General features: G+C 41.6%; 26 protein-coding genes and 2 pseudogenes. 23 read left to right on the top strand and 5 right to left on the bottom strand.

Annotation, left to right across the window (positions count from 1 at the left end; genetic code table 11):
• From mutL to hfq, 5 genes are all read left to right on the top strand, one after another.
• The gene (gene mutL / locus FQ087_RS09520; protein ID WP_149580830.1) at positions 1 to 1,848 is read left to right on the top strand and encodes a DNA mismatch repair endonuclease MutL; all 1,848 of its coding nucleotides are present in this window, start codon (positions 1 to 3) and stop codon (positions 1,846 to 1,848) included.
• A gap of 14 nt (positions 1,849 to 1,862) precedes the next feature.
• Positions 1,863 to 3,356 (top strand): glycerol kinase GlpK, encoded by a 1,494-nt coding sequence (glpK, locus tag FQ087_RS09515; protein ID WP_149580211.1) that lies wholly within the window; start codon positions 1,863 to 1,865, stop codon positions 3,354 to 3,356.
• A 351-nt stretch (positions 3,357 to 3,707) separates the two neighbouring features.
• On the top strand, positions 3,708 to 4,625 hold the full coding sequence (locus FQ087_RS09510; protein WP_149580210.1) for an alpha/beta hydrolase: 918 nt from the start codon (positions 3,708 to 3,710) through the stop codon (positions 4,623 to 4,625).
• Entirely contained in the window at positions 4,618 to 5,565 is a 948-nt protein-coding gene (gene miaA, locus FQ087_RS09505; protein ID WP_255452193.1) for a tRNA (adenosine(37)-N6)-dimethylallyltransferase MiaA, read from the top strand. The genes FQ087_RS09510 and miaA overlap by 8 nt, the downstream gene beginning before the upstream one ends.
• 45 nt (positions 5,566 to 5,610) lie before the next feature.
• Entirely contained in the window at positions 5,611 to 5,838 is a 228-nt protein-coding gene (gene hfq / locus FQ087_RS09500; protein WP_067211068.1) for an RNA chaperone Hfq, read from the top strand.
• A 121-nt stretch (positions 5,839 to 5,959) separates the two neighbouring features.
• On the opposite strand, the gene FQ087_RS09495 is transcribed toward hfq, so the two are convergent.
• On the bottom strand, positions 5,960 to 6,559 hold the full coding sequence (locus tag FQ087_RS09495; protein WP_149580208.1) for a trimeric intracellular cation channel family protein: 600 nt from the start codon (positions 6,557 to 6,559) through the stop codon (positions 5,960 to 5,962).
• Between the two features lie 142 nt (positions 6,560 to 6,701).
• Here FQ087_RS09495 and FQ087_RS09490 point away from each other — a divergent pair, with 142 nt between their 5' ends.
• A complete protein-coding gene (locus tag FQ087_RS09490) occupies positions 6,702 to 7,964 on the top strand; it encodes a methionine gamma-lyase family protein (protein WP_149580207.1) in 1,263 nt (420 codons plus the stop codon).
• Positions 7,965 to 8,048: 84 nt separating this feature from the next.
• Here FQ087_RS09490 and lexA read toward each other — a convergent pair whose 3' ends face one another.
• Positions 8,049 to 8,669, bottom strand: coding sequence for a transcriptional repressor LexA (lexA, locus tag FQ087_RS09485; RefSeq protein WP_149580206.1), 621 nt, complete (start codon positions 8,667 to 8,669; stop codon positions 8,049 to 8,051).
• 203 nt (positions 8,670 to 8,872) lie between these two features.
• Between lexA and yneA the strand changes: the two genes are divergently transcribed.
• The 7 genes from yneA to FQ087_RS09450 all read left to right on the top strand — a co-directional run bounded on the left by yneA (position 8,873) and on the right by FQ087_RS09450 (position 13,964).
• Positions 8,873 to 9,181, top strand: coding sequence for a cell division suppressor protein YneA (gene yneA, locus FQ087_RS09480; RefSeq protein ID WP_149580205.1), 309 nt, complete (start codon positions 8,873 to 8,875; stop codon positions 9,179 to 9,181).
• Positions 9,178 to 9,840 (top strand): YneB family resolvase-like protein, encoded by a 663-nt coding sequence (locus FQ087_RS09475; protein WP_149580204.1) that lies wholly within the window; start codon positions 9,178 to 9,180, stop codon positions 9,838 to 9,840. Before yneA ends, FQ087_RS09475 begins: the two co-directional genes overlap by 4 nt.
• 63 nt (positions 9,841 to 9,903) lie before the next feature.
• Positions 9,904 to 10,137: a DUF896 domain-containing protein gene (locus FQ087_RS09470; protein ID WP_149580203.1), complete on the top strand. Its 234-nt coding sequence runs from the start codon at positions 9,904 to 9,906 to the stop codon at positions 10,135 to 10,137.
• 74 nt (positions 10,138 to 10,211) lie between these two features.
• Positions 10,212 to 12,218 carry a transketolase gene (gene tkt, locus FQ087_RS09465; RefSeq protein WP_149580202.1) on the top strand — a complete coding sequence of 669 codons (2,007 nt, stop codon included), beginning with the start codon at positions 10,212 to 10,214 and terminating at the stop codon, positions 12,216 to 12,218.
• Between the two features lie 177 nt (positions 12,219 to 12,395).
• Positions 12,396 to 12,845, top strand: a complete 450-nt coding sequence (gene sirA, locus FQ087_RS09460) for a sporulation inhibitor of replication protein SirA (protein WP_149580201.1) — start codon at positions 12,396 to 12,398, stop codon at positions 12,843 to 12,845.
• A 204-nt stretch (positions 12,846 to 13,049) separates the two neighbouring features.
• Positions 13,050 to 13,292 carry a YneF family protein gene (locus FQ087_RS09455; protein WP_149580200.1) on the top strand — a complete coding sequence of 81 codons (243 nt, stop codon included), beginning with the start codon at positions 13,050 to 13,052 and terminating at the stop codon, positions 13,290 to 13,292.
• 294 nt (positions 13,293 to 13,586) lie between these two features.
• A complete protein-coding gene (locus FQ087_RS09450) occupies positions 13,587 to 13,964 on the top strand; it encodes a hypothetical protein (RefSeq protein ID WP_149580199.1) in 378 nt (125 codons plus the stop codon).
• A 12-nt stretch (positions 13,965 to 13,976) separates the two neighbouring features.
• On the opposite strand, the gene FQ087_RS09445 is transcribed toward FQ087_RS09450, so the two are convergent.
• Both FQ087_RS09445 and FQ087_RS09440 read right to left on the bottom strand, forming a co-directional pair.
• Positions 13,977 to 14,903 (bottom strand): alpha/beta hydrolase, encoded by a 927-nt coding sequence (locus FQ087_RS09445; RefSeq protein WP_149580198.1) that lies wholly within the window; start codon positions 14,901 to 14,903, stop codon positions 13,977 to 13,979.
• Between the two features lie 15 nt (positions 14,904 to 14,918).
• Positions 14,919 to 15,821 (bottom strand): hydroxymethylglutaryl-CoA lyase, encoded by a 903-nt coding sequence (locus tag FQ087_RS09440; RefSeq protein ID WP_149580197.1) that lies wholly within the window; start codon positions 15,819 to 15,821, stop codon positions 14,919 to 14,921.
• A 76-nt stretch (positions 15,822 to 15,897) separates the two neighbouring features.
• On the opposite strand from FQ087_RS09440, the gene FQ087_RS09435 reads away from it, so the two are divergent.
• Entirely contained in the window at positions 15,898 to 17,082 is a 1,185-nt protein-coding gene (locus FQ087_RS09435; protein ID WP_149580196.1) for an acetyl-CoA C-acetyltransferase, read from the top strand.
• Between the two features lie 19 nt (positions 17,083 to 17,101).
• Positions 17,102 to 17,353, top strand: a complete 252-nt coding sequence (locus tag FQ087_RS09430) for a DUF3886 domain-containing protein (RefSeq protein WP_149580195.1) — start codon at positions 17,102 to 17,104, stop codon at positions 17,351 to 17,353.
• A 275-nt stretch (positions 17,354 to 17,628) separates the two neighbouring features.
• Here the strand turns inward: FQ087_RS09430 and FQ087_RS23355 are convergent.
• Positions 17,629 to 17,769 (bottom strand): annotated as a pseudogene (locus FQ087_RS23355) (alpha/beta hydrolase); the annotation flags it as partial.
• 332 nt (positions 17,770 to 18,101) lie between these two features.
• Here FQ087_RS23355 and FQ087_RS09420 point away from each other — a divergent pair.
• From FQ087_RS09420 to FQ087_RS09385, 8 genes and pseudogenes are all read left to right on the top strand, one after another.
• Entirely contained in the window at positions 18,102 to 18,530 is a 429-nt protein-coding gene (locus tag FQ087_RS09420; RefSeq protein WP_149580194.1) for a hypothetical protein, read from the top strand.
• Positions 18,512 to 19,513, top strand: a pseudogene (locus FQ087_RS09415) (cation:dicarboxylate symporter family transporter); the annotation flags it as partial. The gene FQ087_RS09420 and the pseudogene FQ087_RS09415, both read left to right, overlap by 19 nt.
• A 318-nt stretch (positions 19,514 to 19,831) precedes the next feature.
• Complete coding sequence (locus FQ087_RS09410; RefSeq protein ID WP_149580192.1) at positions 19,832 to 20,788, top strand: sugar kinase; 957 nt, start codon at positions 19,832 to 19,834, stop codon at positions 20,786 to 20,788.
• Positions 20,789 to 20,798: 10 nt separating this feature from the next.
• Entirely contained in the window at positions 20,799 to 21,818 is a 1,020-nt protein-coding gene (locus FQ087_RS09405; protein WP_149580191.1) for a zinc-binding alcohol dehydrogenase family protein, read from the top strand.
• Between the two features lie 16 nt (positions 21,819 to 21,834).
• Positions 21,835 to 22,455 (top strand): bifunctional 2-keto-4-hydroxyglutarate aldolase/2-keto-3-deoxy-6-phosphogluconate aldolase, encoded by a 621-nt coding sequence (locus tag FQ087_RS09400; RefSeq protein ID WP_149580190.1) that lies wholly within the window; start codon positions 21,835 to 21,837, stop codon positions 22,453 to 22,455.
• 13 nt (positions 22,456 to 22,468) lie between these two features.
• Positions 22,469 to 23,545 carry a mannonate dehydratase gene (gene uxuA, locus FQ087_RS09395; protein WP_149580189.1) on the top strand — a complete coding sequence of 359 codons (1,077 nt, stop codon included), beginning with the start codon at positions 22,469 to 22,471 and terminating at the stop codon, positions 23,543 to 23,545.
• The gene (locus tag FQ087_RS09390) at positions 23,542 to 24,378 is read left to right on the top strand and encodes an SDR family oxidoreductase (protein ID WP_149580188.1); all 837 of its coding nucleotides are present in this window, start codon (positions 23,542 to 23,544) and stop codon (positions 24,376 to 24,378) included. Before uxuA ends, FQ087_RS09390 begins: the two co-directional genes overlap by 4 nt.
• 32 nt (positions 24,379 to 24,410) lie before the next feature.
• Positions 24,411 to 25,412 (top strand): LacI family DNA-binding transcriptional regulator, encoded by a 1,002-nt coding sequence (locus tag FQ087_RS09385; RefSeq protein ID WP_149580187.1) that lies wholly within the window; start codon positions 24,411 to 24,413, stop codon positions 25,410 to 25,412.
• The last annotated feature ends 158 nt before the right edge of the window (positions 25,413 to 25,570 follow it).

Raw genomic sequence — 25,570 nt, 5'->3', positions numbered from 1 at the left:
ATAGACATCATCAAAGTGATGGACGATACTCTGTCCAATAAAATCGCTGCGGGCGAAGTCGTCGAACGTCCTGCTTCCATCGTGAAAGAGCTTGTTGAAAATGCGATTGATGCAGAAAGTACTGTAATTGAAATTGCTCTCGAGGAAGCCGGACTCATGACAATCCGTGTAACAGATAACGGCAATGGAATGTCCAGGAAAGATGCTGTTCAAGCATTTGAGCGGCATGCAACGAGTAAGATATCGAATGACCATGACCTGTTTCGAATCCGGACACTTGGTTTCCGGGGAGAAGCACTTGCAAGTATTGCATCCGTGTCCAAGATAATTATGTGGACTTCCGACGGTGAAACGGAAGGCACAGAAGTCCAAATTGACGGGGGCCGACTTGTTAAACATGATAATGCGGCATTCCGCAAAGGGACGGACATTACTGTTTCCCAATTATTTTTCAATACGCCTGCACGCCTAAAATATATGAAAACAATCCAGACAGAACTGGGTCATACAATCGATCTCGTAAATCGGCTTGCACTTAGCCATCCCACAATCGCATTTAAACTCTCGCATTACAGTCAAGTGCTATTGCAAACATCGGGAAGTGGAGATCAACGCCGTGTTTTGTCAGATATATACGGCATAGCTGTCGCTCGTAAAATGGTAAGCTTCGCGGGAGAGAATGCGGATTACAGCGTTTCAGGTCATGTAACATTACCTGAAATGACACGCGCTTCAAGAAACTATATGACGTTAATCGTTAATGGTAGATGGGTAAAAAGCAATGCGATAAATCATGCGATTCTAGATGCATTCCACACGTATTTGCCGATAGGAAGATCTCCAATTTCAGTTATCAATATTGAAGGGGATCCCTATTTGACAGACGTCAACGTGCATCCTTCGAAACAACATATCCGCATGAGTAAAGAGGGCGAGTTGCTGGCGCTCATTAAAGAATCGGTCCAGAAGGCTATCCGGAAAAACACAATCGTTCCAGACGCTATAAAAAAAGAACCTGCTAAGAAAAATCAATCTGAACAAGTAAACATGTGGAGTCAATTCCGAAAGGAAAGACCTGCACCAGTCACAGCACCATTGATGACACCGCTAGAAAAACCTGAGTACCAACCATATGAACTTTCTGAAAATGAATCAGTGGATCGAACGCCGTTGACAGTAAATGAACCAACGAATCGAACACCGTGGACAGAAAATGAACCATCGCATGTTCCGGACGTAGAAGAACAGCGGGAGTTAGAAAAAAACTTTCCAGCCCTAGCGCCGGTTGGACAGGTCCATGGAACCTATATTGTTGCGCAAAATGAAGACGGTTTTTTCATGATTGATCAGCACGCAGCGCAAGAAAGAATAAAGTATGAATTTTTCAGAGATAAATTGAGTGAGACAGATAATGGAGAACGGCAAATGCTACTGATTCCTCTTATGTTTCATTACTCGGCAGACGAGAAAATGAAAATCGAAGAAAACATGCATCTATTACAAGAAGTCGGTATTTTTCTAGAGGAGTTTGGACCTTCTTCCTATGCGGTGAAGGAATATCCTTCCTGGTTCCCTGCAGGAGAAGAGACAGCTATTATCGAAGATATTATTGAACAAGTGTTGACCACACGTAAAGTCGATATTGGAAAACTGCGTGAAGAAGCTGCCATAATGATGAGTTGCAAGCGTTCTATCAAAGCGAATCATCATTTGACACTCGCGGACATGGAGAGGCTCCTGAACGATCTTGCAGAAGCCGAGAATCCTTTTACTTGTCCGCACGGCAGACCAGTGCTTATTCATTTCACGACGTATGAAATTGAAAAAATGTTCAAACGAGTGATGTAGGAGGAGGAGTAAGAATGGGGAAATATATACTTGCAATCGATCAAGGAACCACGAGTACACGTGCAATTCTATTCGATAGAAAAGGTGATATTGTTCATTCTTCACAACGGGAATTCAAACAAATTTATCCGAAGCCAGGTTGGGTCGAGCATAATGCCAGTGAAATTTGGGGTTCTGTTCTATCGGTTATTGGTTCGGTTTTGGCGGAAAGTAGCAGTGGTACTGAAGATATTGATAGCATTGGGATTACGAACCAACGAGAAACAACCGTCGTGTGGGATAAAAAGACAGGTCAGCCTGTTTATAATGCAATCGTCTGGCAATCGAGGCAATCTCAAGAAATCATTGATGATCTAGCAGAAGCGGGTCACGAAAAAATGATTCAGGATAAGACAGGTCTAAAGTTAGATCCCTATTTTTCAGCATCAAAAGTGAAATGGATCCTCGACAATGTTGAAGGGACACGGGAGCGGGCTGAAAAAGGGGGATTATTATTCGGCACAATCGATTCGTTTCTTATCTGGAAGTTATCAGGTGGGGCGGCGCATGTAACGGATTATTCAAATGCATCAAGGACGATGTTATACAATATTGCTGATTTGAAATGGGACACTGAATTATGTGAACTTCTGCAAGTTCCAGAATCGATGCTTCCAGAAGTCCGCTCTTCATCAGAAATTTACACAACAACAGCTAAGTCTGTCTTTTTCGGTGCTGAAATCCCAATTGCGGGCGCTGCAGGCGATCAGCAATGTGCGCTTTTCGGTCAGGCATGTTTTCATAAAGGGATGGCGAAAAATACGTATGGGACTGGCTGTTTCATGCTCCTCAATACGGGCGATCAGATGGTGCGGTCAGAAAATGGTCTTTTAACAACAATTGCATGGGGGTTGGACGGGAAAGTGACGTATGCGCTAGAAGGTAGTGTGTTTGTTGCTGGTTCTGCTATTCAATGGCTTCGAGACGGACTAAGAATGATTAAGAAGGCCTCCGAAACTGGAGCGTATGCAACTCGTGTAGCATCCTCAGATGGTGTGTATGTCGTTCCTGCATTCGTTGGCCTTGGAACACCATACTGGGACTCTGAAGCGCGAGGGGCTATCTTCGGGTTGTCACGTGGGACAGAGAAAGAACATTTCATACGGGCAACTGTTGAAGCGCTCGCTTACCAATCAAAGGATGTCCTGCTCACAATGGAAAAGGATGCTGGTATGGATATCGGTGTTCTGCGAGTAGATGGGGGTGCAGTAGAGAACACATTTCTAATGCAATTCCAAAGTGACTTACTGCAAGGGGATGTTGAGCTTTCGAAATACCATGAAACAACAGCTCTCGGTGCTGCATATCTCGCGGGCATTGCAACAGGATTCTTTGGAACACTGGAAGACGTTGAAACGTTATGGACAAAAGAAACAACCTATTCACCTCTAATGAAAGTGGATGAACGTGATCGACTATATACAGGATGGAAAAAAGCGGTAGAAGCTACACGTATTTTTAAACCTTGACAAGTAGTCGGGGACGTAAGTTAGCAGCCATTACAAGACCGAAAGTAAAACAGTTCTTGTGAGACTATCAATTTGGCGTTCTAGACATAGATGGTGGCATCACTATTTCAAAGGGACGGCCTTCTTGGTGGAGGCGGTTATATTGAATACCGAACGCACGATGTACGGCAAACGATTGAAACAATGACAACGGGATTTTTATTTTAATATGCACCAAGTTGAACTGTTTAATGAATCGGTCACACACTATATGGCACACCTTCTTAATTACAGCTAGGATGAAAAAATACGTCATTTACATGAACTCGAACGTCAAATTACTGATGCAAAAGTGAAGGATGGTGTACGTTAATGAGGGAAGCGACAATAGAAATGACAGACGGTTTTTTAACCCATGCAGTTGTGACGAAACCTGAGGGGAAACCGGTAGGGCATATCCATCTTCTTCACGGCATGGCTGAACACATTGGCAGGTACGAAGAATTTGCAGAATACCTCGTAGCGAAGGGCTATATCGTTTCTGGACACGATCACCGGGGACATGGGAAGACAGCTAAAATGAATGGGATTAAAGGCCATTTTGCCGATGAAAACGGATTTGACCACGTTGTTCAGGACGCATACGAAATTATTTCGAAACTTCGCGAACAATATCCATCACCGCGTTTTATACTGTTTGGCCATAGTATGGGATCATTCGTTGCACGAAGGTATGTCCAGCTCCACGGAAGCGAAGTCGATTTGGCGATCTTTTCAGGGACGGGTGGAGACCCTGGAGCTAGCCGTTTTGCAGGGCAAGCAGCGGCTTATATACGCGGAAAGAAAAATGGCTTTGATCAGCCTGATAATTTTTTGAATAAACTCGTTTTTGGCGGCTTCAATAAATCGGTACAGCAACCTAAAACTCCGTTCGACTGGCTGTCTAGAGATACCGAGGCTGTTGAGAAGTACATTGTTGATCCGGCTTGTGGGACAGTTCCTACAACGCAATTTTTTGCGGATTTATTCAAAGGACTTGGAGTAATTCATGATAATGATGAAGTGAAAAAAGTTCCTGAAAAACTTTCTATTTTACTTATTTCCGGTAATGAAGACCCGGTAGGTAACAATGGGAAGGGTGTTTGGGAAGTAGCAAAGCAATACGATAACGCGGGTTTGAAGAATGTGACGGTTATGCTGTTCGAAGGCGGTAGGCACGAAATGCTTCACGAAAAGAATCGACATCACGTCTTCAAAGCTGTATATGATTGGATTGGGAAAATTGACTAATTATCCAGAAGTGATTGCAATCGTTGGACCGACAGCATCCGGGAAGACGGCTTTAAGTGTCGAACTCGCCAAAATAATCGGTGGGGAAGTCATTAACGGTGATGCGATGCAAGTGTACAAAGGTCTTGATATTGGGACTGCAAAAATTACCGTGGAAGAAATGGGAGGCATTCCCCATCATTTGTTTGATGTGAAAGAACCGAATGAACCTTTTTCTGTCGCCGAATACCAAACGAATGTCCGTAATTGGATTAAAGATATCCAGGGACGTGGAAAAACACCGATTATCGCGGGGGGGACCGGTTTATACATACAATCGGTATTGTTTGATTTCCGCTTTACGGAAGAAGCGGCAGATCTCGTAGTAAGAAAACGCTTGGAGTTGGAATTGGCCGAAAAAGGGGCCGCATACCTGTATGATAAACTTGTCGAGCTTGATCCAGTGAGTGCTGAAAAAATTCATCCAAACAATCATCGCCGGCTTGTTCGGGCGCTTGAAATCATTGAAGTGACAGGAAAAACGAAAGATGATCACGAAGACGATGCGGGACACGCACCTCTTTATGATCATCTCATCGTCGGTCTTGAAATGGACCGTGACGTACTTTATGAACGAATCGATCGACGCGTTGATTTGATGATGGAAAAAGGTCTTTTAGAGGAAGCTGAAAAGCTATGGGATGAAGGAATTCGAAGCATGCAGTCTGTGCAGGCTATTGGTTATAAAGAACTTCATCTATACATGGAGGGAAAATTAGAAAAAGAAGAGGCTGTTGACTTAATTAAGAAAAACACGCGTAACTATGCAAAACGGCAAATGACCTATTTCCGTAACAAACTGGATATCTCCTGGTTCGATGCAGAACTGGGTACAAACGGAATTTTAAATAGAATTTTGGAAATATTGAAGGAATTTGAACATCCAAGTCGAATAAAGTAAGTGGAGCAATAGAAATATAGCTATGACAACTGGAGGATTCGGCGTATGAAACAGGTTAACATGCAAGAAACTTTTTTAAACTCGTTGCGAAAGAATAACACATTTGTAACGGTATTCTTACTGAATGGTTTTCAGCTGAAAGGACTTATTAAATCGTATGATAATTACACTGTCTTGCTAGAATCAGACGGTAAACAGCAACTTATTTACAAGCATGCGATTTCAACATATGTCCCAACAAAACCGGTTATTTTAAAAGACGAAACAGAGTAATCAAAAGCGGAAGCGCCCGTTTAGAAGCGCTGTAGTTTAGACGTAAACAAAAGCGGAACAGGGAGTAAAATCCTTGTTCCGCTTTTGTTTATGTTTAGGGTCCAAACGCTTTACGCTTTTCTTAATGAATTTTTCCGTTAGGTAGTTTCCAGTGGAAGATCAGTGAAAGAATACGGAGACCGGCAGTCATTACAAGCAATGCATAAAGTGCAAGATCGCTTTTGAATAGGCCAAGGCCGACAAGTAAACCTGCGATCGCAGCCCACACTGCGTAGATTTCTCGTTTGAATATCAGAGGTCTTCTACCTGCTAGAAGGTCGCGAATGACTCCGCCGCCGGCTCCAGTCAGGACTGCTGCAACCATTATTGCGTAAAGCGACATATTCAGTGATATAGCCAGCATGGCACCTTGAATGGCGAACGCAGCCAATCCAATAGCATCAAAATAATTACCCCATCTAATCCAATGTGCAAGAAGATATCTAGAGAAAAAGAAAATAATGGTTATCAATATACTTGCAACAAGAAATAAAAATTGCTGATCCCATAAAACGGAGACAGGGACACCTATTAAGACATTACGAACAGCGCCACCGCCAAATGCAGTAACAATACCCAATATATAAACGCCAAAAATATCGTATTCTTCTTCCATTGCAACAATTGCGCCCGAAATGGCAAATGCTGCAGTACCGATAAAGCTAAAAACGTCCCAAGCCAACTTACTTCCCCCATTCAATATATCCTTTAGAATTCTAACAGGTATTCATAAATTATCAATGTGGCCCCTGTAAACATTGACCTCTACGAACAGACTGATAAGATAATGAAGTGACTATTTAATGAAAAGAGGAATACGAATCATGTTTGCAGAACAAGACGACTTGTTATTTGAAGATGCTGAAAAAATAGAAGAGAAACTTGCGCCCTATTTCAAAGGTGTAGAAAAAACTGCTTTTTACAATCAACGGAAAGTGCTAAAGGCATTCCGTAAAAATACGGTGAGTGATTTTCATTTGACCGGTTCAACAGGCTATGGCTATGACGATGCTGGACGTGACGTGCTGGAACAAGTCTATGCAGAGGTTTTTGGAGCAGAAGATTGTCTCGTACGCAACCAGATAATATCGGGAACCCATGCAATTTCAATTAGTCTTTTCGGGATTCTTAGGCCGGGTGATGAACTGCTTTACATTACAGGGAAACCCTATGATACTTTGGATTCAATCGTTTCTGGAAAAGGGAAAGACACGGGTTCACTTCATGATTACGGCATCACTTACAAACATATTGATTTGAATGAAGACGGTTCGGTCAACTTTGAGGAAATTGCGGAAAATATTCATCCAAAAACCAAAATGATTGGTATTCAGCGGTCGAAAGGCTACTCGGATCGTCCGTCTTTCATGGTGGATGAAATCGGTGAAATGATTCGTAAAGTGAAAGCAATCAACCCTGAACTCATTGTCTTTGTAGATAATTGTTACGGCGAATTTGTCGAAGAGAAAGAACCAACGCAAGTGGGGGCCGACCTAATGGCAGGATCCCTCATTAAAAACCCAGGTGGCGGACTCGCAAGAACGGGTGGATATATCGCCGGTCGTGCTGATCTTGTTGAAAAGTGTGCATACCGAATGACTTCACCAGGTCTTGGGGCGGAGGCGGGAGCATCGCTTGACACGCTGCGAGAAATGTACCAAGGATTTTTCCTGGCCCCGCACGTTGTCAGCCAAGCTGTGAAAGGAGCTCTTTTCACGGCCGCACTCCTTGAAAGTTATGGACTCAATACATCACCACATTACACAGCAAAAAGAACGGATTTAATACAATCAGTGTCTTTTGAAAATGCGGATCAAATGATTGCATTCTGCCGCTCGATTCAAGAGAACTCGCCTATCAATTCGCATTACGCGCCTGAACCGTCATATATGCCTGGTTACACAGACGATGTCATCATGGCCGCAGGGACATTCATCCAAGGCTCCAGCATCGAGCTAACTGCAGATGGCCCAATCAGACCGCCTTATACGGCTTATGTACAAGGTGGCCTCACATACGAGCATGTAAAAGTGGCTGTTCTGTCATCTATCAGTAAATTAGTTAGAGAAAATTTGATAGGAAAATAAATTTAACTAACTGTGATGATAATTCTTCAACAAAAAAAAGGCTGTTTCCTTCGAGTGAAGGAAACAGCCTTTTGCATTCTGAAATTAATGAATCATACGATAAACGCCAACTACTTTGCCAAGAATCGATACGTTATCAAGAATGATAGGATCCATTGAAGCATTTTCAGGTTGCAGGCGGAAATAATCTTTTTCTTTAAAGAACCGTTTCACTGTTGCTTCATCATCTTCGGTCATTGCGACGACAATTTCACCATTATTAGCTGTCTGTTGTTGTTTAACAACGACGTAATCGCCGTTCAAGATTCCTGCTTCAATCATACTGTTCCCAACTATTTCAAGCATGAACAGATTGTCCTCCGATGTACCAAAAGATTCAGGCAGTGGGAAGTACTCTTCGATGTTTTCAATAGCTGTAATTGGAAGACCGGCAGTAACTTTGCCGACAAGAGGTACATGAAGAACACCCGGTTTCAATGTTTCTAACCCTTCAGGATCAAGCACTTCAATTGCTCTCGGTTTTGTCGGATCTCTTCTAATGAAACCTTTGCTTTCCAATCGAGCTAGATGCCCGTGAACAGTTGAACTTGATGCTAGACCGACAGCCTCGCCAATTTCCCTCACGGACGGTGGGTAACCTTTTTTCTTAACTTCTGATTTAATGAAAGACAAAATATCTTCTTGTCTCTTCGAAATTTTTTTCATTTCATTCACCTCTCACCTTATATTCTGACAACCTCCGAAAGACGTTAAATAGATTCCGGACAAGCTAGTTATTTCAATAGATTCATTATATCAGTCTCCTGTAAAATTGGCAAACACAGGTTCGAATAAGTGTTGACAATCTCTTTTTCATTTCCTATAATCAGAACAGGTATTCCGAACGGACATTCGCAAGGGGGATAATGATGAATTTTATAAAAAATAATAGCTATGTTGTACTTATTATCGTTTTATGTATGGGTTTTGCAATCATAGGTTCAAGTAAATACGGCAATGAACAAACAGTTACGAAAATCACGATTTCTGAAGGGGATACGCTTTGGGGTCTCGCTAATCATCACTCCGAAAACATGTCTGCAGATAAATGGATTAAAGAAGTGATAAAATTGAATGACCTGCCCTCTGCTACAATTAAAAAAGGTGAAGATTTGCTCTTACCTGCTGTACGGGCTGTGGAGAAAAATAATACATTACTGGCGGGTGTTAACCGATGATTGGACGCAATAAAAAATGTGTCATCTATTGCAGGGTGAGCACTGAGAAAGAAACGCAGGAAATGTCGCTAGTGAGGCAGGAAGAGGAGCTTATGGACTTGGCATCTGAGCTTAGTCTCGATCATGTCGCAACGTTTAAAGACAAGCATAGCGGTTATGACATCGACCGTGAGGGGCTTCTAAGTCTTCTGGATTTTATCCGTGATGAGGAAGTCCATGCAATCCTAATCCAAGACGAAACAAGACTTGGACGTGGAAATGCACGAATGGCGCTTTTGCATCTACTAGCAAAAACAGACACGGCGATTTATTCGCATAATGATAGCGGACCAATAGCACTCAACGAAATGGACACAATGTTACTTGAAATTTTAGCTATCGTCGAAGAATATCAGCGTAAAATGCACAACGCCAAAATAAAAAGGGGCATGAAGCGTGCAGTAAGAGAAGGCTATCGCCCTGAAGAGAATTTAAAAAACAGGGGCAACGCAGAAGGACGCGAGCGGATTGAAGTGCCGATAACTGAAATCGTTTCGCTAAGGGACAAAGGACTGACTTATGAAGAAATTACTGGTGTCTTGAAAGGGCTTGGACATGATATCAGTAAAGCGACCGTACATCGTAGGTATAAAGAATATGAGATTGAGCAGGAAGGCTGATTCATTGCACTTTCTGCACTTTTTGTATACGTTTGTATTCATAAACTAAATGGAGGAAATTATATGCTATCAGCTGACAAAATCAAACGCATTAATGAACTTTCAAAAAAATCTAAGACATCTGGTCTGTCGATTGAAGAGGCAAAAGAACAGACACAACTACGAAAAGAATATCTTGAGACATTCCGTTCGTCGATGCGTGACACAATTGAACACGTCAAAGTACTTGATCCTGAGGGCAACGATGTGACACCAGACAAAGTGAAAGACACACGTAACGGCAAATATTTAAACTGAGCTTTGCATTCACTGCATGAAGTGTCTAAAATAAGATATGTAGATAAATACATATGACGGGAAGGATGTACACAATGACTAAACAGATTGATCAGCTAGCCATTAACACAATCCGTACACTCTCTATTGACGCAATCGAAAAAGCGAATTCCGGACACCCAGGCTTACCAATGGGAGCAGCTCCGATGGCTTATACGCTTTGGACGAAACATATGCATCACAACCCTTCAAATCCGCAGTGGTTTAACCGTGACCGTTTCGTACTCTCGGCAGGACACGGCTCGATGCTTCTATACAGCTTGCTTCATCTTGGCGGATACGGACTTCCGATGGATGAAATCAAGAACTTCAGACAATGGAACTCTAAAACACCAGGACATCCCGAATACGGTCATACAGTCGGCGTCGAAGCAACTACTGGCCCACTTGGACAAGGTATCGGAATGGCAGTCGGAATGGCAATGGCAGAACAACACCTTGCTGCAACGTACAATCAACCAAGCTTTGACGTTGTAGACCATTACACATATGCTCTTTGTGGTGATGGTGATCTAATGGAAGGCGTTGCTGCTGAAGCGATTTCACTTGCGGGTCACTTGCAGTTAAGTAAACTGATTGTCCTATATGATAGCAATGATATTTCACTAGATGGTGAACTTGATATGTCGTTCTCTGAAAATATTCGTAAACGTTTTGAATCATATGGCTGGAATTACATCCGTGTTGAAGACGGTAACAACATTGACCTTGTTTCAACAGCGATTGAAGAAGCTAAAGGTAATGTCGGAGGTCCGACAATGATCGAAGTTAAAACGGTCATTGGTTACGGATCACCAAACAGATCCGGAAAATCGGATGCTCACGGTATGCCTCTTGGTGAAGATGAAATGAAATTGACAAAAGAATACTATAAATGGACATTGGAAGAAGATTTCCATGTTCCTGAAGGCGTCTATGAAACATTCCAAGAAGCAGCTGAGAAATTGGGCGCGCAAAAAGAACAGGAATGGAACGACCTATTTGAAAAATATGAAACGTCACATGCGGATCTTGCGAAGCAATTGAAAGATGCAATTGAGCGTAAACTGCCTGAAGGATTCGAAAAATCCTTGCCATCGTATGAAGCGGGTTCATCTCACGCGACACGTTCTGCTTCCGGTGACGCTATCAATGCAATTGCTAAGCAGCTTCCTTCGTTCTTTGGTGGTAGTGCCGACCTTGCAGGATCTAACAAGACAACAATTAAGGCAGCAGGAGATTTCCTTGCTACCAATTATTCTGGCCGTAATATTTGGTTCGGTGTTCGTGAGTTTGCAATGGGAACAGCGTTAAATGGAATGACTTTGCACGGCGGATTACATGTATTCGGTGGAACGTTCTTCGTGTTCAGCGACTACGTACGTCCTGCAATTCGTCTTTCAGCACTTATGGGTATACCGGTCACATACGTCTTCACACACGACAGCGTAGCGGTTGGTGAAGACGGTCCAACACATGAACCGGTTGAACATCTTGCTGCACTTCGTGCAATGCCAGGATTATCGGTTATTCGTCCGGCTGACGCAAACGAGACTGCAGCTGCATGGAATATTGCAGTGTCATCGAAGAATTCGCCAACTGCACTTGTATTGTCTCGTCAAAATTTGACTGTCCTTCCGAAGTCAGCTGAACTTGCTATGGAAGGTGTTAAAAAAGGGGCTTACATCGTATCTCCTGCAAACAAAAAACAAGCAGATGCAATTTTAATTGCGACTGGTTCAGAAGTAAGCCTAGCAGTATCTGCGCAATCGAAATTGTTAGCTGAAGGGATCGATGTTGCTGTAGTTTCTATGCCTTCATGGGATTTGTTCGAGAAGCAAGACGATGCGTACAAACAAAATGTATTACCGAAAGAAGTAAAAAAACGTCTTGGTATCGAGATGGGCGTTTCATTAGGTTGGCATAAATACGTTGGTGACGAAGGCGCAATTATTGCGATTGACACATTCGGGGCAAGTGCACCTGGAGATACTGTCATCAAAGAATTCGGTTTCACAGAGGACAATGTTCTTGCTACTGTGAAAATGTTAATCAATAACTAAAAAAATGAAGCAGTCCCGTTTGTCGAGGAGTTTTTGACAAACGGACTGCTTTTTTGAATATCTTGACAGAATCTTCAGTTATCCATATTTTCCGACAATAAAAGTGCTGTTCTATTCCGCAATATGACACCCTTTTTAAATCAAACCATGTAGGATTATCTTTAGGGGGTGGTGATATTGCGATCATACGGAATATATAAAGTGAAAGAAATGTACCAGCCATTCATCATTGGACGTGAACGGCTTTTGTATGACCTTTTAAAAGAAGACGAGCAGAAGAATAATTGTATGCCTGAAGTACATTACTTATGTGACAGGCTTGAAGAAAAAATGATTGATGAAGCTATTATTGCAAACCTAGGCGAAGGATTCACGTCGATTGAATCCCGAAATGGGGAATACAAATTGACGCATCCTGTCAAAGGATCTATCCATATCTCGCTTTCATCGTATTCACTTAATGTATTTTGTGACGGATCCCGCATGCTGGATTTAGATTTGTTTGTTGCATTATCTGGGGCGGCTGATCGTTTCTTCGCTGTCATGGACGGTTATGGGGAATGGGGATGGCTGAAACCAGTTAAAACAACGGATTTTCGTGCATACGAAGAAGCTACATATCTTTGAAATAGTAATAATATGGACAGACAAAAATGGCCCAAACCTTACAATTAGGGTCTATTTGTCTGTTCAAATTGTATGAAGTGGGAAACTCTATTATGCGTTGATTAGATTATTTAATATAGGTCCATTGCTATTCACTAGTGCAATGTTGTATAATCCATCATGTTAGAGTAAAATCGAATAACTGAAGTAGAGGAGGTATAGCGGATGACTACTGTATGGTGGATCGTTTTGATCATCGTCGCGCTATTAGCAGGTGTGGCCCTCGGATTTTTCATTGCACGTCAATATATGATGAAATATTTGAAAGATAACCCGCCGATTAATGAAGAGATGTTACGTATGATGATGATGCAAATGGGGCAAAAACCCTCGCAGAAAAAAATCAATCAAATGATGAACCAAATGAACAAAGTAAGTGACAAAAAGGAAAAAAAGGTTAAAAAGTAATTATTTGATACCCGATATTACTGGGGTTGTAAAGGATTCGTGAAAAGGAAAGCCTGCAAGGTTTCATACATAGGTTACTCTTTCACTTGAAATTTACTCGGATTACTTAAACTTTATACCAATCACTTAATAAGCCATTTTTTCTGTTAAAGACTTGACAGGGAAGATGGTTTTTTTGTTGCCTGGAGATTTATTGGATTTCTTGTTAAATATAAGTTAACGCTTAGCGATATGATTGGTCGAGCTACGTTTATGATCGGTTCGCACGAGTATATGATTGGTCGAGAGGTGTTTATGATCGGTTCGCACGAGTATACGATTGGTCGAGAGGTGTTTATGATCGTTTTGCACGAGTATATGATTGGTCGAGAGGCGTATATAATCGGTTTGCACGAGTATATGATTGGTCGAGAGGTGTTTATGATCGGTTCGTACGAGTATATGATTGGTCGAGAGGTGTTTATGATCGGTTCGCACGAGTATATGATTGGTCGAGAGGTGTTTATGATCGGTTCGTACGAGTATATGATTGGTCGAGAGGCGTATATGTTTGGTTCGCACGAGTATATGATTGGTCGAGGACGAGAAATACCATATTTGTATATAAAAATCCCGAATATCGGGTCTTTTTCAAGGTGTCCGAAATTCGGGGGGCGGTTCGATAGCTTATAATAGATGGTTTTTTTAATTTCTAAATCCGAACCGATCTAGGAATTCCTGTACAGTTTTTTCGTATTGTACCGGATTATCATTGAACGACTTGGAATGAGCGCCCTTTTGAAAGAGCTTCAACATTTTGTCGCCTTTTTTCGCTTCATACAATTCCACTGTCATATAGGGGAGTATGAAATCATCTTCCATACTGTGTATGAAAAGGACGGGTTTTGAAATATTTTTGACGACTTCTCTGGGAGAGACCAGGTTCAAGGTATAGCCATCACGCATTTTGAGGAAAACATTCGCAATTCTTAGCGCCATCGCTGTTCGGATAGGCGTGTTTTTTCGCAAAATATGAAGAATCTGTTCAGAAAAATCTGAAAATGGGCAATCGGCGATATGAAAATCTGCTTCATCCACAAATGTCCCCGCATATAATATAGTCGTTGCAGCCCCCATTGACTCGCCGTGGATACCAAGCAATGCTCGCTTTCCGATGCGTTCGCGTATTGCATGGACAATTACCTGTAAATCAGTCTTTTCATAAAAACCGAAACTCGTCGTTTTTCCTCCAGAGTCCCCATGCCGCCGATGATCATAGACGACAGAATTATAGCCAAGCCGTTCAAAAAGACGGGCATATTTTATCGAATTGATTTTATTTTCTGTTACACCATGGCAGACAATCACTGTTTTTGCCGTTTCAAGTGGTTTCAGAAATATCGCTTTCAATAGATAACCGTTTGGTGACTCAATCCAAATATCATCTTTACGCACTGTTTGATACCAATGTTCATCAAATCGTTTCGAAATAATTTCACGTTCCAAAATAAATTCGGAATCCTTCATTTTTAAAAACATCAGCCGATTCGTTGCGAGAAATCCGAAGATTGTCAGTAACGCTGTAATAACACTGGAAATTACACCGGTTATATAAAGAACCCGCCGTTTCAAACCACTCAACTCCTTTTACAGTCGATTGTTTTCGAACAATCTGTACATACCTGTATCAATTGGCCGTGATACATGCGGCGCAATCACTTGGACTGCTTGACAAACTTTATTTACGTCAACACCGGTTTCGATGCCGAGCGTATCGAGCATGCTAACTACATCTTCCGTTGCTACATTACCTGTTGCTCCAGGAGCGAATGGACAGCCTCCTAAGCCGCCTGCAGACGTATCGAAACGGTCGATCCCCGCTTGCATCGCAGCAAAAATATTTGCTATCGCCATTTTACGCGTATCGTGGAAATGAGCTGTCAACAGTACGTCGGGAAACTCCTCCTTTAACGTCTTAAACAACTCATAACTTTCACGGGGATTTGCTTTTCCAATCGTATCCGCAACACTCAGTTCATGCGCTCCCATAGCGACAAATCGTTTACAAAGTGCGACAACATCCTCTATCCCTATCTTCCCTTCATACGGACAATAAAACGCAGTTGAAATACAAACACGAATAAAAATGCCATTTATTTTTAATTTCGCAAATACGGATTCAAGCGCATCGACGCTATCGTCTGTTGAACGATTAATATTTTTCATGTTAAATGTATTGCTCACCCCAACGAACACAGCAATACTTTGAGCACCCGCTTCAATTGCAAGCTCTGCACCTTTGTCATTCGGTGCAAGGACAAATTGTCTACCGACTTTTTTTGACTTTTCTACAATTGTTTTTGCATCCGCCATTTGCGGTACCCATTTTGGTGATACAAACGAAGTCAACTCCATTTCGAGAATGCCAGCACCTTGTAAAGCTTCAATAAATGCTAGCTTGTCGTTTTCATCGACATGTTTCTTTTCGTTTTGTAGCCCATCGCGTGGTCCGACCTCGATAATTGTAACGTTGTTTGGTAAAATGAACATATCATCCCTCCTCTAGTATATTGTAATGAAGGGATGCATATACAGGCAACCTAAAAAAGGGAATGGGGAGAAAGTTATGTCAAAAGAAGTCGTAATCATCAGTGCAGTTCGTTCTGCAATTGGATCGTTTCTAGGTTCATTAAAAGATATACCGGCAACAGATCTTGGTGCAATAGTCATCAAAGAGGCATTAAAACGCGCTGGGGTGGCGCCTGAGAACGTTGACGAAGTTATCATGGGTAATGTATTGCAAGCAGGGCTCGGACAAAACCCGGCGCGGCAAGCTGCCATCAAAGCGGGGCTACCTGTTACCGTTCCGACTTTGACAATTAACAAAGTATGCGGTTCTGGTTTGAAAGCTGTGCATCTTGCACGTCAAGCAATTATTGCAGGAGATGCGGATATTATTGTTGCAGGCGGTATGGAGAATATGAGTCAAGCCCCATACATAATGAAGAATGGCCGAGAAGGTTTTAAAATGGGGGACCAAAAAATTATAGACAGTATGATTTCAGATGGACTTTGGTGTGCATTTAATGATTATCATATGGGCATCACTGCGGAAAATCTTTGTGATAATTATTCAATTACACGTGAAGAGCAAGATGCATTTTCAGCAGCATCACAACAAAAAGCGGCGGCAGCAATCGAAGCCGGGACTTTCTCAGAAGAAATCGTTGCGATTGAAATTCCACAGCGTAAAGGCGATCCTATCCTTTTCGATAAAGATGAATACGTTAAAGCTGGAACAACTGCAGACAAGCTCGGTAAATTGCGACCGGCATTCAAAAAAGATGGCAGTGTAACAGCAGGAAATGCTTCGGGCATTAACGACGGTGCAGCAGCATTCGTTATAATGTCGAAAGAAAAAGCAGACGAACTTGGCCTGACGCCATTGGCAACAATCGTAGCTAATGGTAATGCAGGTGTAGATCCCTCTATTATGGGTCTGGGTCCTGTGGAAGCAGTTAAAAAAGCACTCACAAAAGCAAATATGCAACTATCCGAAATTGATTTAATTGAAGCTAATGAGGCATTCGCTGCACAGTCAATTGCAGTCGGCAAAGAACTTGAATTTGACGCGTCAAAACTTAATGTCAATGGTGGTGCAATTGCACTTGGCCATCCAATCGGCGCTAGTGGGGCACGCATCTTAGTTACGCTTCTTCATGAAATGAAACGTCGTGATGTGAAATCTGGACTTGCCACGCTATGCATAGGTGGGGGACAAGGCGTCGCAACTATCGTTACGCGACCATAAAGGAAAGTAGGTGAAAAGAATGGCGAAAAAACGTAAACAAAACGCACCACAGCCGAAAAAAAGAGAAAACGAAGGCTCGATTTTTTCCGATGCACTTGATGATGATATTCTTGAAAAATTGAAAGCGGCAAAAAAGGCATTGTCTGCTGCCGAGGAGACGAAAGAAGAGGAACGTCAAGAGCAACTGCGTCAGGAACGCAAAGAACGTGAGAAAAACAAAAGTTTTGGCGAACTACTCAAAGAGTTTGGAGATACTGGATCGAAGTTTTAAAAGGTTGCACCGGCTGAGATTTGGCTGGTGCTTTTCTAGATGCCTCGTAACCGAATAGTCTAACCGTTATGTTGAAGTGTCCAACGAACGGGGGAGAGTGTCCAACCATTGTACCGAACTGTTCAACGAAGGCGGTGAAGTGTCTAACCATAATATTAATGTGTCCAACGAACGAGATGGAGTGTCCACTCATTGCACGGAACGATTCAACAAACGTGGTAAATCGTCCAAGAAATTAATACACTATCCCATGGGTTGCGGGACAAGCGTTAGATTCATTTCTTTGCCATTTGTTCTTGCGTCATCCTCATCTGTTCTTGCGCTATATTACCACTAATAGATCCGACAACTTTCCCCGCCTTTTCCGACGTCAGTTTTCCGTTACAGGCCTTCGCTAGTGGAATACCTAGTTCCTCCGTGCTTTCGAAATCTAAGTTAGCAGGTGCAGGTTAATTCTTGTCGTAATGATGGACTGGTATGACGCGCGCTTTCAATCGATCTGACGCTTGTTGTGGACCGGGTACTAAAATTCTATTAGTGCGAGCCATTATATTTCCTCCAGTAAGCTTTAGTGTTCCCAAAATACAAAAAAACACAACTGCAAATTGAAGAAATAACCAACGTCAAAAAAACGAATTAGGTGGGCTTTTTTTGGTGTGGTAAAATTCACCTTATTTCAAATAGCAGTAATAGGTTGATAATAAACGTAAACAAAAAGTGTGATAGGACATAAAAGGAGAAATTAATGTTGTCTATAACTAAACTTAAAAATAGTATTGGAACCACTGGTGTCTCTTACGTTGTAATCGCATTATTGACCGCGGTTGCCAGTGAAATTAAAGTGATTCCTTTCAACGGGGAGAATTTCCGTTTCGGATTAGGAAGTATTACGTTCTTTTTACTTATTCTTATACGACCTTCCATTCCTATGATACGAACGGGTTTCATCACGGGAATAACAGTTGTTTGTTTTCGTCTTTATGGCGATCTAACGAATGAGACTATTTCTTTTTGGACAAGTTTACATAATCACCTGCCAGCATTCGTGTATTATGTATTATTTGCGATCGGATTTAGCATTATTAAAATAGAACCATACTTCGAGTTCATCGGCAATAGCGCGGAGCATCTGATGCGCTACTTATTGTCAACGCATCGATTATCGTTGGATTACTAGCAGCGAATATATTTAAACCAGGCGTAGGTTTGGATATATCCACAATGGAAAAAGGGGATATTTCGCAATACGTACAAACAACTGAAGAAGTTTCGAATCATGGCTTTATGGACATTATTGTAAACATTGTACCGAGCAATATTATCCAAGCGATGGCAGAGGGCGATATGCTTGCTATTATTTTCTTCTCTGTCCTATTCGGTTTAGGGATTGCAGCAATTGGTAAGAGGGGTGAACCAGTACTTGCTTTCTTCCAAGGAACGGCAGATGCAATGTTCTGGGTAACGAATATTATTATGAAGTTTGCCCCTTTTGGCGTGTTTGCTTTAATCGGCGTAACAGTTTCAAAATTCGGGCTGGAATCCTTAATTCCACTAGGGAAATTACTCATCCTAGTGTACTCAGTTATGGCGTTCTTTATAGTCGTTGTTTTAGGGGCTATTGCAAAAATGTGTGGGACGAGTGTTTTCCATCTTATCCAAGTGTTGAAAGATGAATTATTGTTAGCTTATACCACGTCTAGTTCTGAAACGGTATTACCGAAAGTGATGGAGAAGATGGAGAGATTCGGTTGTCCAAAAGACATTGTTTCCTTTGTCATTCCGACAGGTTATTCATTTAACCTAGATGGATCTACGCTTTATCAAGCACTCGCAGCGATTTTCATTGCGCAGATGTATGGAATCGAATTAAGTATTATGCAACAAATCACATTGATGGTAGTACTTATGATTACATCTAAAGGGATAGCGGGTGTACCAGGAGTTTCTTTCGTTGTCCTACTGGCGACACTTGGAACTGTAGGGATTCCAGTTGAAGGTCTTGCCTTCATCGCAGGAATCGACAGAATTCTAGATATGGCAAGAACAGTTGTCAATGTAGTGGGTAACTCACTAGCAGCTGTTGTAATGTCTAAATGGGAAGGCCGATTTGAACTGACAAGGAAAAGAAATATCTTGCGGAAATCGGTAAAACTAGCGTAAACGTATAAGAAATTAGCTATAGTAAGCAACGTATAGCACGAAAAAAGCATGATCCTCTGACTAAGAGGGTCATGCTTTTTTCAATGCTCAATTAAAAGGGAGTGCTTGCGTGCCGATTCAATTAGCGAATCTTTGCATGCAATTACAAGCTGTTTGGACGTAATCTATCGGAAAAAAAGCGAGTTTTTAGATTTCACAAACTAATGCTTGATTTTGTAAGCCTTTTCATTATATAATTTGATAAACCGATTTAGTAAACCGATTTATCAAAAAATAAGTAATACATATTTGCTCGAAGTTGTACAAAGGAGGAATTATATGTCTTCAAATTTTAGTGTTCTAACACTTGGTGACGGTCTTATTACAATGAATCCAGCAGAGACTGGCCCTTTACGATTTGTAACAAGTTTCTCTCGTAAGGTAGGTGGAGCTGAGTTGAATTTTGCAATAGGATGTGCTCGCCTTGGTCTGAAGTCAAAATGGGTGAGTCGTTTAGGCAATGATGAATTTGGACGGGTCATTTATAATTTTGCGCGTAGCGAAGGAATCGATGTATCGGATGTCAAGCTTATGCAAGGCTATCCTACCTCGTTAAACTTTAAAGAAATTCAAGAAGGTGGTTCGGGCAAGACGTTCTATTATCGTCATCAGTCACCTATGCTTACGATGGAACCAGAAGACATTTCGAAAGACATGTTTGAAGGCGTTAATGTGATTCATCTCTCAGGCGTGTTTTTATCGATAAATCCAAAAAACGCTGAAATCGTGAAACAAGTGCTTGAAATTGCGAAAGAAATTGGCATACCGGTGTCATTTGATCCGAATTTACGATTAAAAATGTGGACGATTGAAGAAGCAAGAGCAACGTTTATGGAGATTTTCCCGTATGTTGATATTTTGCTAACAGGACTCGATGAAATCGAGCTAATTCTTGAAGATTCTTCAGATGAAGCGTTGACCGACTGTGCGAAACGTTTTCAAATAAACCAATTTGTAATAAAAGATGGAGCAAACGGCTCAAGGGTTCTTACAGATGGTACTTGGTATGAAAAAGAAGCATTTAAAGTTAATCCTGTAGACACAGTTGGTGCAGGAGATGGGTTCGATGCAGGTTATATCTATGCTTATTTAAATTCATTTGCACCGCAAGAGAGTTTGGAATTGGCAAATGGTGTAGGGGCTCTTGTTACAACTGTGTACGGAGACAATGAAGGGCTTCCTTTATTGGAAGAAGTATTGCCTTTTATCCGACAAGAAAAAGGTATTGAAAGGTAAGGTGGACAAGATGAAAGCTGTACAAGTAAGGAAAGCGTTTGACCTTGTCATCAATGAAGTTGAACAACCGCAGCTTGTTTCTGCAACAGATGTGTTGGTGAAAACGAAGCGAGTTGGGATATGTGGATCTGATATGCATATCTACCACGGAACGAATCCTCTTGCGACATTGCCGCGAGTAGTCGGCCATGAAGTAACAGGCGAAGTGGTGGAGACGGGAGTGGGTGTCACAACGCTTAAAGTCGGAGACCATGTCGTCGTGGAACCGATTAGTTACTGCGGCGAATGTTACGCATGTCGAAAAGGACGTCCGAATGTCTGTGAACAGCTATCGGTGTTCGGTGTTCATGAAGACGGCGGGATGAGAGAATACTTCGTTCTTCCTGAAAAGCAGCTTCACGTTATCGATTCGACGCTTGAATGGAACGAAGCTGTTATGGCGGAGCCTTACACAATCGGAGCTCAAGCAACATGGAGAGGTCAAGTAGGACAAGGTGATACAGTTCTTATCCAAGGGGCAGGGCCAATTGGTATTTGTATATTGAAATTCGCCAAACTACAAGGTGCATCGGTTATGATGACTGACTTAAGCGAAGAACGTCTGGCATTTGCACGGGAAAACGGAGCGGATGTGACAGTTCAAGTAGGGTTGGAAAATGTGCAAGAGCGCGTGAAAGAGTGGACGCAAGGCGAAGGGGCGAACGTCGTCATCGATGCAGTCTGCCTACCGATGACATTCGAACTGGGGATTGAAGTTGTGTCTCCTGCTGGAACGGTCGTTGTGCTTGGTTTCGATGAGAGACCGGCTCAAATTCCACAGTTATTAATAACAAAAAAAGAAATAACCATTGTTGGATCCAGATTGCAAACGAACCAAATGCCAAGAGTTGTGGAATTATTAAACGCAGGAAAAATCCGTCACGATGGATTAATTACACATACATTTGCGCTTGAAGATGTGCAAGAAGCATTTACATTTGTTGAAAATAATCCAGATAAAGTCCGAAAAGCAGTTATTGTATTTGACTAAGGGAGGCTAGAGAATCATGACGAAGTTTGAGACTCATGCACAAATAGCGGCATCTAAAGTTGTGGCAGTCATTCGCGGAAGTAATGCAGAGGAAGCTATCCAGTTGTCAAAAGCAGCTGCTGAAGGCGGTATTCGGGCAATCGAATTGACGTATACAACTCCACAAGTTCAAAAAGTGTTTGAAGAGTTGCAACATGAGGACCTTCTAATAGGCGCAGGTACAGTATTAGATCCTGAAACTGCACGTCATGCCATTTTAGCTGGTGCGAAGTTCGTCGTAAGTCCTCATTTCAATAAAGACGTTGCACGTATTTGCAACCGTTATGGCATTCCGTATTTCCCGGGATGTATGACGATTCGTGAAATGGTGGAAGCACTTGAATCAGGTTGCGACGTCTTGAAATTGTTCCCGGCCAACGACTTTAAGCCTTCATTTATTAAGTCGGTTAACGGACCGTTACCTCAAGTGAAGATTATGCCGACAGGCGGCATCAATCTGGATAATATCAACGATTGGCTTGCTGCGGGTGCAGTTGCTGTAGGAATCGGCAGTGATTTGAATAAAGCGTATAAATCTGGCGGTTACGAAGCAGTAGTGGAACTTAGTAAACAATATATAAACAAAATTGCACAATAAAAGGAGTGGCATAATGAATATTACATTTCGTTGGTATGGAAGAGATAATGACACTGTTACACTCGATCATATAAGACAGATTCCTGGTACGAAAGGAATCGTATGGGCGTTGCATCAAAAGCCAGCTGGAGAAGTTTGGGGAAAAGAAGAAATAAAAGAAGAAATCGATTATATCAAGTCGTACGGATTTCATGCGGATGTCGTTGAAAGTGTAAATGTTCATGAAGCTATCAAAATTGGTAATGAAGACCGCGCTAAATACATTGAAAATTATAAAGAGACAATCCGCAATCTTTCAGAGTTCGGTGTCAAAGTCATCTGTTACAATTTCATGCCGATATTTGACTGGACACGTACGGAAATGTTCCATCCATTGGAAGACGGATCCACTGCGTTATTTTATGAAAAGGCAAAAGTAGACGGTCTTGATCCAAAAGAGTTAATCCGTACAGTAAGTGAAGCGTCAGATTTGACATTACCTGGTTGGGAACCGGAGAAGTTGGATAAAATTACGGATCTATTTGAGGCATACAAACAAGTTGACGAAGAGCAACTATGGGCAAATCTCGAGATTTTCTTGAAAGAGATTTTACCTGTAGCTGAGGCTTGCGGCATAAAAATGGCGATTCACCCGGATGATCCACCCTGGTCAATCTTTGGTCTGCCACGCATCATAACAGGCCCAGAAAGTTACGAAAAACTAATTGCTATTTCGGATTCCGAGTCAAATGGATTTACGATGTGCACGGGCTCAATGGGAGCAAATCCGAATAATGATATGGTACAAGTTGCGAAAAAATATGCTTCACGTGCTCCATTCTCACATATCCGTAATGTGAAGATTTATGATAACGGAGATTTCGTAGAAACATCCCATTATACGCAAGATGGCTCGATTGACATTAAAGGTATTGTTGAAGAGCTGAATAAGCAAAACTACGATGGATACGTCAGACCTGATCATGGTCGCCATATCTGGGGAGAAGTTTGCCGTCCAGGTTACGGATTGTATGATCGTGCTTTAGGTATCATGTATTTGCTAGGATTATGGGATGCCTATGAAACTGAAAAATCGAATGGTGCATCATGATTCCAATTCATAACAACCTAAATGGACGGGTAGCCGTCATAACAGGTGGAAGTGGTGTTTTATGTTCAGAAATGGCGCGTGAATTAGCGCGCCAAGGCGTTAAAGTCGCAATTCTGAATCGTAATGCGGAAAAAGGTCAGAAAATCGTTGACAGCATTAAAGAGGCTGGAGGTACAGCCATTGCATTTGCGGCGGATGTGCTGGATAGAGCTTCACTGGAACATGCAAGGATGGAAATCATCATCCAATTTGGCCGTGTAGATTTGCTCATTAACGGAGCGGGCGGCAATCATGCAGATGCGATAACCGATCCAGAAATCTATGATGGACAGGAAGAAGGTAAAACTTTCTTCGATCTGGATGAAAACGGTTTTTCTGAAGTATTTTCTACAAACTTCACCGGTACTTTTTTAGCAACACAAGTATTCGGGAAAGAATTATTAAAATCAGAAACACCTTCAATAGTAAATCTTTCATCCATGAGTTCTTATACACCATTGACGAAAGTACCAGCATATAGTGCAGCGAAAGCGTCTATTAATAATTTTACGATGTGGTTAGCAGTCCACTTCGCAGAAACAGGATTAAGAGTAAACGCAATTGCACCTGGTTTTTTCCTAACAACTCAAAACCGAGGCTTGCTACTCAATGAAGATGGTAGCCATACTGCACGTTCAACTAAAATTATTGCAGCTACTCCGATGAAGCGATTCGGTACACCTGAAGATTTACTTGGTGCAATGCTGTTTCTTGTCGATGAATCGTGTTCTGGTTTTGTTACAGGAACAACAATTCAAGTAGATGGAGGCTTCATGGCCTACTCCGGTGTATAATGGTGTAAAGTTAAAAAATGGAGTTGGATCAATTGAAGAACATTACTATTGCAGATGTAGCAAAGTTAGCAGGGGTATCTAAGAGTACAGTTTCTCAATTTTTAAATAAACGGTATGAGTATATGAGTTTGCTTACACGAGAACGAATTGAATTGGCAGTCGAAGAATTGGATTATCGCCCAAACGTAGTAGCTCGTAGTTTAACGCAAAAATCTACATTTACAGTTGGTGTCATTGTCGCTAATATTCTTCATTCGTTCTCTACTCATATTATCCGGGCGATTGAAAACAAGTTTTACGAACAAGGTTTTCATATAATTGTTTGTAATGCAGATGATGAACCTGAAAAGGAAAAAGAATATATCGAGATGCTAATGGCAAAGCAAGTGGATGGGATAATCATATTTCCTACAGGTGGAAATATCGACTTATACAAAAGGATGAAAAAATCCGGCTTTCCACTTGTTTTTATGGACAGGACAATCGCTGATCTTGGGATTGAAACTGTGCTTCTTGATAACATCAAAGCGGCGGAACTTGCGGTCACTCAATTCGTTGAAAGCGGTTACAACAAAATCGCAATTATTACTACGTCAATTATAAGGAATATTAGTCCTCGGGTTGAACGAATTCAAGGATATAAAAGTGCGTTAGAGAATCATCAATTGGATGTTAACTCAGATTATGTGAAGACGGCTGACTCGGATGCCATACCTTCAGCTCTAAAAGAATTATTCGAGCTTGAAGCACCACCGGAGGCTATACTTGCGGGTAATGATTTCGTACTCATGGAAGTATTGAAATATATAAAAACACATAATTTGAAAATCCCAGAAGATGTCGCAGTTATTGGTATAGATGACGTGCCGTTTGCTAGTTTTTACACACCATCCATCACAACCATTTCACAACCGATGATTGAAATGGCAAATCTGGCAGTTAAATTACTCATGAAGCAAATTAATGAAAAAGAACAAGGGGAACCAGAGGTATATCGGTTACAACCTACGTTAATTGCAAGAGGATCTTGTTGATCCAATTTGCAAGTAGGGTTACCTTTGTTAATTTGATAAATCGGTTTAGTTCATTAATTTATGAATTGAAAGCACAAATTGCAGCATATAAAAAAAGAACTATAGAATAGTAACGAACATTGTTTGAAACTATAACAACACTGTAGCTAACAGGGGGA

It is taken from the genome of Sporosarcina sp. ANT_H38 (assembly GCF_008369195.1).
Lineage (GTDB): Bacteria > Bacillota > Bacilli > Bacillales_A > Planococcaceae > Sporosarcina.
Note: the sequence above shows the minus strand (reverse complement) of the source record. Positions and strands in the feature narration are given on the sequence as shown.